The following is an 8,769-nucleotide window of genomic DNA, read 5'->3' as shown; positions in this document are numbered from 1 at the left end:
CACCCTCCTGCTCGATGAAGCCGAAGCCCTTTTCCGCGTTGAACCACTTCACAGTGCCATTAGCCATAAAGAAATCTCCTTCAAGGGGCTGTCCGAAGCACGCACCGTGCGTGCTTCGAGTCGCCGCGATGAGCACCCACCCGGGGAAGAGCCGGGAAACAAAAATGCGCCTGCGATACATCAGCAGGCGCACACAAAGTTCATGGGAACCACTACTGCAACTAAGAGCCACTCTAGCAGGCCACGGCCTCCCGTGGTGGATTCCTTCACCTCCGGTTGTGCGACAGCCCTCCTCGGGGCCCGCCGCTCCCGAGCTGACCGGATCACCAACGCCCCTCTATGAAAGGCCAGTTGACAAAGCATCCACACCCCCGTCGGCACCGGTGTCTCCCCGGGAGAATGTGTCCCGCCACGGGGGCGCCCTGGCTCCTCCGGCAGCGCCGTAAACGTGACGCACCACGCCCACCTTGCAATCCAAGGCGCCGGGCGGCGTACCCGGCATTCCGTCCCACGAAATCGAATGCGCCGGAAGAGCCTCGTGCCCGCGCTTTCCGGCGCGCACCGCTGAACACGGGACCCCTCCGGTGCGCTCGCCACCGGAGGGGCGGCTGGTCGACGCCGCACGGCGTCCACGGCTTCGACTGCGACGAGCCGAGGGAGGAATCCCTGCGGGGCCGCTGAGCGGGCGAGGGCGTGACCGGGCATCGGGGGGTGAGGTGGCCGGGGCCTCTCCCTGGGTGTTGCACCGTGCCGATCGGCACGGTGCAACACCCAGGGAGTGCGGCCCCGTTCATGCCGATCGGCACATGTGCGGGAGGGGGTGGGGAGGCGAGGGTTAGGGGCATCAGGACGGCGGCCGACGGGGCCGCCTGGAGGAGGGAAGCCCACCATGTTCCGTATTCGTAGCCGTGCCCGCGTCAGCGCCCGTGTCGTCCGGGGTGCCGCTGCTGCCGGGCTGGCCCTTGCCGGGCTCACGGGGATCGCTCCGGCGTCGGCCACCGGTACCGCCGGCCCCGCTGCGGGCCCGTCCGTGCCGCAGGACGGGCGGCCCGGTCGTCCTGCGAGCGTCAGCGGTACGGCCCGTATCTGGTACGCGATCACTCCGGACGACGAGATCCGGTTCACCCTCGATGCCTGGGCGGAGCCGTACACCCACCCCCTGCCGGGTACCCAGGCGTCCGAGGGGCTGCCCACCGACGCCCGGGGCACCGTCCGCTACTCCCACCGGAAGGCCGCCACCGGGGAGGTCTACAGCGCCGAGGCGGAGGTGGACTGCCTGAGCACCGGCGGCCCGGTCGCCACGCTGACGGCCGTCGTCACCAGGTCGGACGTGGGCAACACCGGCGAGCGGATAGGCCTGAGCGTCTACCAGGGCACCGGGCACGGCGACGGTCGGCTCGGGTTCTCCTGGGGCGTGGCCAACATGGACATGGGGGCCGACGGCAAGCCGTACCAGCCGGTGGTCGGCACCTGTATGGCGCCGGCGCCGTTCGCCCCGGTCCTGCGGGGTGGCTTCACCGTCCACCACACCGAGTTGGAGGCACCGAAGACGGCCGGACGGTAGCCGGGCGGCCCGCCCCGGAGATGGTCAGGCGGACCAGACGAGGAGCCCGTGCCGGTGGCGGGCGGCGGCGGTGATCGGGGTACGGGATCCAGGCCGAGCGTCCCCAACAGGGCGTAGCGGGCGCCGCGTGCCCCGTGGTCGAGTGCGTCGGCGGGAGACGCGCCAGGGCCACCGTGACCTCGCGGGCGGTAGGGGCGCCGAGCGGCGCCTCGGGTGGGCAAGGAGGCCTGCTCGGGCGAGACGGCGCCGCGGCCCCTTCGACGTCCGGCGCGCGGCTCACCTGGACGGGTGCGCTGGGCTGGCCACAACGTGTGACTCGGCAGCAGCCTGCGGTTATGGAGTACGCAACGGCACAGCGAACCGATTCCCCCGGCCGCCCAGACGGCGGGGAGCCCGGGAAGGGGCGGCGGCGAGCGGCCGTACGGGTCGACGAAGGCCTCCTGGTCCTGGCGGCGGCCGTCCTCGACCACGGGGTGCCGCTCTTCGATCGGCGGTCCGGCGATGCGGCCGCGGAGGTGGCGCGTCGTCTGTGGTCCGCGGTCGGCCGGCCGTCGCAGACGCCGGACCGCCAGCACCTGGCCGTGGCTGTCGAGAACGCGCTGCGCGACCGGTCCGGCAGGGCGCGGTGTGTCGTGGAGGCGGCGACGCTGGAGGATGCGGTCGCGTATCTGCGGCGTGTGGGATCAGCGCTGGCGGGCGAGGCGCTGGGTCGGGCCTGCCGACGTCTGTGGGAGGCCCTGTACCTGTGCATTCCCTTGACGACGATCCTCTCCCGGCCCGCGTGGCCGCCCGCCGCGGGCTTCTCGCTGGCTGACGCGCCTCCGCTCGGGTGAGACACGCCCGCCGGTCCGAGCACGGTCCGAGCACAGTCCGGGCACGGCGGGAAGCGCTCCACGGGCCGAGGGTGAGCGGCCGGTCCGTCCCCCCGGCCCGGCCGAGGGGGAAGACAGCCCTCGCCGACGCGGAGGTCGAGGACCGCGCCCCAGAGGAGAAGCTCCTCAAGCAGCTGGAGGGGGCGCGCAACGGCCACCCGCGGATGAGCACGCTCCTTCAGCAGCTCACGGACGAGGCCGCCGCCCACCTCCGGGACGAGGAGACCAGACTCTTCCCCGACTGCGCCACGCCTGTGCTCCCGAACTGTGTCCGTGCTGATCAGTCGGGTCGCAGCAGGTCGTGGAGGAGCTGCAGGGCGGCGAGGACTGCGTCGTTCTGGATGTCGTCGCGGTGCCCGGAGCGCGGCTCGGGCTGGGTGGCGATCGTGGCGTGCGGGGCGGCGACGGCCACGAAGACCGTGCCCACCGGTTGGCCGTCCTGCGGGGCGGGGCCGGCGACGCCGGTGGTGGCCAGGCCGTAGGTGGCCTGGGTGAGGGCGCGCACGCCCTGGGCCATCTGGGCGGCCACCTCGGGGTGGACGGCTCCGACCTCGCCGACCAGGGCGGCATCGACGTGCAGCAGCCCGGTCTTGAGGTCGGTGGCGTAGGCGACGACTCCGCCGAGGAACGTCGCGCCGGAGCCGGGCGCGTCCGACAGCGCCACGGCGAGGCGGCCGCCGGTGAGGGATTCGGCCGCCGCGACGCTGTGGCCGGCGGCGGCCAGCGCGGAGGTGATCTGCCGGACCAGGACGCCGGCCGGGTCGAGCCCGCGGGAGCCGTCCTGGCCGCCGTGTCCAGTGCGGTCTGTGTCGGGGGGCATGGGGATCTCTCAGGCAAGGATCAGGTCTCGACCACGACGCGCAGGGAGGCGAGTTCGGGGTCGGCGCTGTCGGGGACGAGCATCCCCGCGTCGACGCCGCTGCGCAGGTAGTCGATCACGTCGTCGTTGAGGCGTTCGCCCGGGAGGGCGGCGGGGATGCCCGGCGGGTAGGGAGTGAGCATCTCGGCGGTGATTCGGCCGGACGCCTTCTCGACGGGCACCTGTTCGGTGGGGCCGAAGAACGCGTCGCGAGGCAGCATCACCTGTTCCAGGCGCAGGTCCCCGGGGGCGGGAATGTGGATACGGGGTGCGGGCCGCAGATCCGGGGCGCTCTCGGCCAGTTCGGTCAGTGCGCGGATGAGGGTGTCGGCGGTCGTGGTGTCGTCGGCGTGGGTGAGTTGGGCGCTGACGCGGCGGTGGTCGCAGACGTGCAGGGTGATCTGGTGGTGGGAGCGCAGCCAGTCGGCGGCGCGGTAGCCGGTGGTGCCGAGTGCGGAGATGTCGACGATGACCTGGAGCGGGTCGAGGTCGGCGGCGAGGCCCGGTGCGCAGAAGTCGTCGCGGCCGTGGACGTGCAGACCCTCCAGGGCTTCGATCCGGGCGCGGGTCGTGTCGGCGAGGTCGAGGGTGCGGTCGTAGAGGGCGCGGCCGTGCTGGACCATCTGGCGGCGCCAGCCGTCGAGAGCGGCGTAGATCAGGGTGGAGGGGCTGGTGGTGCCGAGCAGGTCCTCGCGTTGCTTGAGGACGGCCGGGTCGATCAGGTCGCCCTGCAGGTGGAAGACGGAGCTCTGCTCCAGGGCCGATCCCATCTTGTGGACGGAGGTGACGCACACGTCCGCCCCCGCGTCCATCGCCCAGCGCGGCAGCCGGGGGTGGAAGGGCAGGTGCGCGCCCCAGGCCTCGTCGACGATCAGCGGTTTGCCGCGGTCATGGCACACCCTGGCGATCGCCTCCAGGTCGGCACATGTCCCGTAGGGGGTGGGCGAGGTCACCAGGGCGCCGCGGGCGTCAGGGTGTTCGTCGAATACCGCCTTGAAGGACTCGGCGGTCGGGGGGTGCGCGAGGTGCAGGTCCGCGTCCCACTGGGGATCGACCCACAGCGGCCGGATCCCGGCGACGATGAGTCCGGCGACGACGGACTTGTGCACGTCCCGGCCCACCAGCAGCGTCTCGTGGGGACCGGCGACGGCGAGCATCGCGGCCTTCACCGACAGGGAGCTGCCGCAGGTGGAGAAGAACGTGTGGTCGGCACCGACGGCCTCCGCCATCAGTTCCTGGGCGTGCTGGAGGATGCCTCGCGTATCGAGGCGGTCGTCCAGGCCGCCCGTGGCCAGGACGTCCGCGCGGAAGACGCCCGTGCCAAGGGTCTCCAGTACGCGGGGGTCGGCGCCGCGGCCCTGCTTGTGGCCGGGCGGGGTGAAGGCGGTCAGCGGGTTGGCGTGGAATGCCGCGAGTGCTTCGAGTACCGGTGCCTGGGACTGGTCCATGCCGCGCGTCTTCCCACCGGTCGGGGCAGGAAACGGGGCGGTGCCGGCTCGGAGCCGGCACCGCCCCGAGGCTGCTTTGAGCTGCCGGGGCTGACGCGGCCGCGCCCGACGTGCCGACCTGGGTGCCGGGTGTGGGGCCGGCGCGTCTGCCGCGCTGAGAACCCGGTCGTGGTGGGTGGCGCCGGAGCCGGCGCAGGTCCACGGGACGGACGCGGGCCGGGCGGCGTTCGCACCCGGGTGCCGGGGCGCGCGCACCCTCCGCTCCCCCCCCCACCGGGCTACGGGGCTGGTCCGGATGCCACCGTCGGGGTGCGACGGACCGTCCCTGCGGCCAGGTTGAGGAGATGGACATCGTCACCGTGCTGGAGCCGGACACCCCGACCAACGTTCGGCTTCTGGAAGCGGACTTCGCCCCGGCCGATCCGCAGGGCCCGGTGCGCCGCGCACACGCCGCCCCGGCGGAGGCCTCGGGCGTCTGCGGCCCCCTCACCCTGTGCGGCCTGGACACCGGCGAGATGACCCTCGCCCCGCACCGACCCACCGACCCCGACCAGCCCTGGCGCCAGGCGCGCTGGAACACCTGCTACACGTGCCGGACGGCCAGGCAGTACACCGGGCCGGCCGCTCAGGACCGCCGGGACGACAGCTCCCGTCCGGCGGGAACGGCGGCCGGCTGACGGCGCCGCACGCACGGCGGCGGGGCGCTCGCTTCACGCGTGCGCCCCGCCGAGCCTGATCTGCGGATGTGACCTACCAGCGGTACCAGCGGTGGCGCCGGCCCGAGGAGTGCGTGCCACGGGCCACGAAACCCACCAGCCACAGCACGAGTACGGCAATCGCCACCCACCAGAGAATCTTGAGTGCGAACCCGGCGCCGAAGAGCAGCAGGGCCAGCAGCAGGACGAGAAGAAGGGGAACCATCGGAACCTCCGCAGTCGGTGTCGAGCAACCGGTTGCCCCGGGGTCGCACGCATATTCGCCCGAATCTTTCCGGCAGCCCGGGGTAGAGGGGCCCGTTCGGCGCAGGTGCCCCGACCGCTTCGGCGCCTCCCGGACCCGGCGGGCTGCCGCGGTGCCCGTTTGGCGCAGGACCGCCCGGGCAGGCGCGCGGTACCCGAAGAGGAGGAGCCATGGACGACATCCCTCAGGGCGGCTCCGGCGGAGTGCCCGGTCACCACCACGACGACCCCGGCCACCCCGGGACTCCCGACAGCCCCGCGACCCCGGACGGTCCGTCGGACGGCCGCGGCCGGGAGGCGAAGACCGTCCGCGCCGGACAGCCGGTCGCCGAACAGCGGACCGACCGGAAGGCCGATCGGCAGGAGAGCGGCGACCGGAAGCAGCCCACGAGCGACCGACCCGACGAGTGAATGCACCCCTGGCAAGACGAGTGAATGCACCCCTGGCAAGGGGCACAGGGAAGGCCGTCAGCCGGCGCACGGCCAGCGGGACATGAGGACCGAAGAGGTACCCGATCGCGTGAGCTAAGGACCCGATCGACGTTGTCGTCAGGGTCACCACCAGCGGACTGTGCGGATCCGACCTGCACCTGTACGAGGTGCTCAGGCTGTTTCCGGCGACCGGGCCGCCCGGCGCTTCGGCGAGCCCGCACCGGGCCCCTGACCCGGCCGGTCGGCCCGGCCGCCCTGCCGCGCGCGCCCCGGAGGGGCCCGGCACGATGGAGGGGTGCAGACCTTCCTGCCCTACCCGGACTTCGCTGAGTCCGCCGCGGTGCTGGACCCGAGGCGGCTCGGCAAGCAGCGGGTGGAGGCCCTTCAGGTGCTTCGGGGACTGACCGTCCCCGGGTACGGCTGGCGCCACCATCCGGCCGTAGGGATGTGGGCCGGCTACGAGGAGGCGCTCGTCCGGTACGGGCTGGAGATGTGCCGGGCCTGGACCGCCGAGGGGCGCCGGGACACCTGTGCGGACAGCCTCCGGGACGGCCTGCCGGAGCGCGGGACCGGGCCCCCCGCCGTACGCTCGCAGGCGGAGCTGGCGGGTGCGGGAGAACTCCCTCCGTGGCTGGGAGCCGCGGAGTTCCACGCCAGCCACCGGTCCGCGCTGCTCCGCAAGGACCCGGCCTTCTACCGGGCCCGCTTCCCGGACGAACCGGACGACCTGGCCTACGTATGGCCCGCATCCGACCGTGCGCGCCGGGTGTGAGGCGGGGCCACCGCCCGCCGCGCGGCGGCCGGCCGGGCGTTTCGCGCGGAGACATGGCCGCGTCGGCGTCGCGTCACGAGCTGGTGCCGTCCGTGCGGGGTGGTTCTCGGTCGCGTCGCCTGGGCCGCGAGTGCTGCGTTTCGAGCACCGCGCCGACCAGCCTGGCTGTGCGGATCAGCTGGTTGCCATCAGGGCTGCGCGCGCGGTGGTGAGGATCTGCTCGGAGAGCGGGGAGCCCTTGGTGGCGCGGGCCAGGACGAGTGCGCCGACCATCGTGCAGAGCTGGGCGATGCCGTCCTGGTCCTCGGTGGCGAGCCACTCGGCGAAGTCGCTCACTCCTTCGGTGTAGGCGCGGTGGGCGTCGCGGGCGCCGGGTTCGCGCGCCATGTCGGCGGCCAGTGCGGCGGCGGGGCAGCCCACTGCCACGTTGTCGCGGTGCTCCGTGGAGAGGTAGATGTCGAGGAGGGCTCGTCGGGCGGCCTCACGTTGCCCAGCGTGCTGCTCGAGTCCGGCATCGCGGCGCTGGGTGAGCTCCTCGAACGCGTGGGTGGTGGCTTCGTCGATGAGGGCCTCCTTGGAGGCGAACTGCTTGTAGAAGGCGCCGTGGGTCAATCCGGCCGCCTTCATGAGGTCGGCGACGCTGACGTGCGTGCCCTGCTCGCGGAAGAGCCGTGAGGCGGTCTCCACGACCCGCTTGCGGTTCTCCTGCGCCTGCGCCTGCGATACGCGGCCCATCGGGCACCTCCATTTGGATGTCGACTGGCATCTATCCTAGCCGTAGGTTAGATTGGGTGCGTAATCTAATTGGGGGCGGCCCGAACGGTCGGGCCGCCGTGACGCTGGGAGCGCACATGGAACTGAAGGACGCGGTCGCCGTGGTCACCGGAGCCAATCGGGGACTGGGCCGCCATCTGGCCGCGCAGCTCGTGGAGCGCGGAGCGAAGGTGTACGCGGCGGCCCGCCGCCCCGAGACGGTGGACCTGCCGGGTGTCATCCCGCTGCGGCTGGACGTGACGGACGAGGAGTCGATCCGGGCCGCTGCCCGCGTCGCGTCCGACGCGACGCTGCTGGTGAACAACGCGGGCATCTCCACCGCCACGCCGCTGATCGCGGGCGGCCTGGACGCGGTGCGTCTGGAGATGGAGACGAACTACTTCGGCCCGCTCGCGGTGACACGGGCTTTCGCCCCGGTCATCGAGGCCAACGGCGGCGGCGCCGTGCTCAACGTCCTGTCCGTGCTGTCGTGGCTGCATCCGGCGGCCCTGGGGTCCTACGCGGCGGCGAAGGCCGCGGCATGGGCACTGACCGGCGCGGCCCGGGAGGAACTGGCCCCGCACGGCATCACCGTCTCCGCGCTGCACGTCGGATACATGGACACCGACATGGCCGCAGGGATTCCCGCCGACCAGAAGGCCGACCCCGCCGATGTCGCCGCCCAGGCCCTGCACGGCATCGAGACGGGCCTGCCCGAGATCCTCGCCGACGAGAGCACCCGGTACGTCAAGCAGGGCCTGGCCGCCTCGCCGAACGCGGCGTGAAGCGCATCCGCCGCACCCTCCCTTCCTCCCCTGGTGAATCTTGAGCAAGGACAGCTGATGCGTTACACGGCTATTGGACGCCGGACGGGTCCGCGCGTGTCCGAGTACGCGCTCGGCACGGCGAACTTCGGCACCGGCTGGGGCGCCGGCGCCGAGCCGGACGAGGCACGCCGGATCTTCGACCGGTTCGCCGAAGCAGGCGGCACCTTCCTGACACCGCGGACACCTAGTACTGCAACGGTGCTTACCGTGATGAGGCTTCAGCTCTTGGGCTGTGGCCTCGTCGCTTGTAGTGGCTGGTCCGGGCTTGGTGTTGGCGTCGGCG

At 72.7% G+C, this 8,769-nt stretch carries 11 protein-coding genes and 1 pseudogene; 7 read left to right on the top strand and 5 right to left on the bottom strand.

From position 1 onward, the window contains the following. Window positions 1-67: cold shock domain-containing protein (locus ABZ497_RS36100; RefSeq protein WP_359812210.1), on the bottom strand; the 67-nt coding region annotated here is incomplete at its 3' end. A gap of 822 nt (window positions 68-889) precedes the next feature. Between ABZ497_RS36100 and ABZ497_RS36095 the strand changes: the two genes are divergently transcribed. Together ABZ497_RS36095 and ABZ497_RS36090 are read left to right on the top strand one after the other, a co-directional pair. Next, window positions 890-1,564 carry a hypothetical protein gene (locus tag ABZ497_RS36095; RefSeq protein WP_359812207.1) on the top strand — a complete coding sequence of 225 codons (675 nt, stop codon included), beginning with the start codon at window positions 890-892 and terminating at the stop codon, window positions 1,562-1,564. A gap of 335 nt (window positions 1,565-1,899) precedes the next feature. Next, entirely contained in the window at window positions 1,900-2,397 is a 498-nt protein-coding gene (locus ABZ497_RS36090; protein ID WP_359812205.1) for a hypothetical protein, read from the top strand. A 319-nt stretch (window positions 2,398-2,716) separates the two neighbouring features. Here the strand turns inward: ABZ497_RS36090 and ABZ497_RS36085 are convergent, their stop codons facing one another. Then, on the bottom strand, window positions 2,717-3,256 hold the full coding sequence (locus ABZ497_RS36085) for a CinA family protein (RefSeq protein ID WP_359812202.1): 540 nt from the start codon (window positions 3,254-3,256) through the stop codon (window positions 2,717-2,719). Between the two features lie 20 nt (window positions 3,257-3,276). Beyond that, complete coding sequence (locus ABZ497_RS36080; protein ID WP_359812200.1) at window positions 3,277-4,743, bottom strand: ornithine decarboxylase; 1,467 nt, start codon at window positions 4,741-4,743, stop codon at window positions 3,277-3,279. Window positions 4,744-5,087: 344 nt separating this feature from the next. Here ABZ497_RS36080 and ABZ497_RS36075 point away from each other — a divergent pair, with 344 nt between their 5' ends. Then, entirely contained in the window at window positions 5,088-5,420 is a 333-nt protein-coding gene (locus ABZ497_RS36075; protein ID WP_359812197.1) for a hypothetical protein, read from the top strand. Between the two features lie 73 nt (window positions 5,421-5,493). Here ABZ497_RS36075 and ABZ497_RS36070 read toward each other — a convergent pair whose 3' ends face one another. After that, window positions 5,494-5,664, bottom strand: coding sequence for a hydrophobic protein (locus tag ABZ497_RS36070; protein ID WP_329485246.1), 171 nt, complete (start codon window positions 5,662-5,664; stop codon window positions 5,494-5,496). A gap of 209 nt (window positions 5,665-5,873) precedes the next feature. On the opposite strand from ABZ497_RS36070, the gene ABZ497_RS36065 reads away from it, so the two are divergent. Next, window positions 5,874-6,113, top strand: coding sequence for a hypothetical protein (locus tag ABZ497_RS36065; RefSeq protein WP_359812194.1), 240 nt, complete (start codon window positions 5,874-5,876; stop codon window positions 6,111-6,113). Window positions 6,114-6,429: 316 nt separating this feature from the next. After that, window positions 6,430-6,906, top strand: a complete 477-nt coding sequence (locus ABZ497_RS36060) for an MSMEG_6728 family protein (protein WP_359812192.1) — start codon at window positions 6,430-6,432, stop codon at window positions 6,904-6,906. 174 nt (window positions 6,907-7,080) lie between these two features. Here ABZ497_RS36060 and ABZ497_RS36055 read toward each other — a convergent pair whose 3' ends face one another. Beyond that, entirely contained in the window at window positions 7,081-7,641 is a 561-nt protein-coding gene (locus ABZ497_RS36055) for a DUF6262 family protein (protein WP_359812191.1), read from the bottom strand. 116 nt (window positions 7,642-7,757) lie between these two features. On the opposite strand from ABZ497_RS36055, the gene ABZ497_RS36050 reads away from it, so the two are divergent. Both ABZ497_RS36050 and ABZ497_RS36045 read left to right on the top strand, forming a co-directional pair. Next, window positions 7,758-8,444 (top strand): SDR family oxidoreductase, encoded by a 687-nt coding sequence (locus ABZ497_RS36050; protein ID WP_329491760.1) that lies wholly within the window; start codon window positions 7,758-7,760, stop codon window positions 8,442-8,444. Between the two features lie 57 nt (window positions 8,445-8,501). Further along, window positions 8,502-8,769: pseudogene (locus ABZ497_RS36045) on the top strand (hypothetical protein); the annotation flags it as partial.

Origin of the sequence: Kitasatospora sp. NPDC005751 (genome assembly GCF_040630835.1) — a bacterium.
GTDB lineage: Bacteria > Actinomycetota > Actinomycetes > Streptomycetales > Streptomycetaceae > Kitasatospora.
This window is presented reverse-complemented; position numbering and strand designations above follow the sequence as displayed.

Bases quoted from the DNA above. Each gene is read 5' to 3' on its own strand.
- ABZ497_RS36095 (WP_359812207.1), top strand. From the start codon at position 890: ATGTTCCGTATTCGTAGCCGTGCCCGCGTCAGCGCCCGTGTCGTCCGG.
- ABZ497_RS36090 (WP_359812205.1), top strand. From the start codon at position 1,900: ATGGAGTACGCAACGGCACAGCGAACCGATTCCCCCGGCCGCCCAGAC.
- ABZ497_RS36085 (WP_359812202.1), bottom strand. From the start codon at position 3,256: ATGCCCCCCGACACAGACCGCACTGGACACGGCGGCCAGGACGGCTCC.
- ABZ497_RS36080 (WP_359812200.1), bottom strand. From the start codon at position 4,743: ATGGACCAGTCCCAGGCACCGGTACTCGAAGCACTCGCGGCATTCCAC.
- ABZ497_RS36075 (WP_359812197.1), top strand. From the start codon at position 5,088: ATGGACATCGTCACCGTGCTGGAGCCGGACACCCCGACCAACGTTCGG.
- ABZ497_RS36070 (WP_329485246.1), bottom strand. From the start codon at position 5,664: ATGGTTCCCCTTCTTCTCGTCCTGCTGCTGGCCCTGCTGCTCTTCGGC.
- ABZ497_RS36065 (WP_359812194.1), top strand. From the start codon at position 5,874: ATGGACGACATCCCTCAGGGCGGCTCCGGCGGAGTGCCCGGTCACCAC.
- ABZ497_RS36055 (WP_359812191.1), bottom strand. From the start codon at position 7,641: ATGGGCCGCGTATCGCAGGCGCAGGCGCAGGAGAACCGCAAGCGGGTC.
- ABZ497_RS36050 (WP_329491760.1), top strand. From the start codon at position 7,758: ATGGAACTGAAGGACGCGGTCGCCGTGGTCACCGGAGCCAATCGGGGA.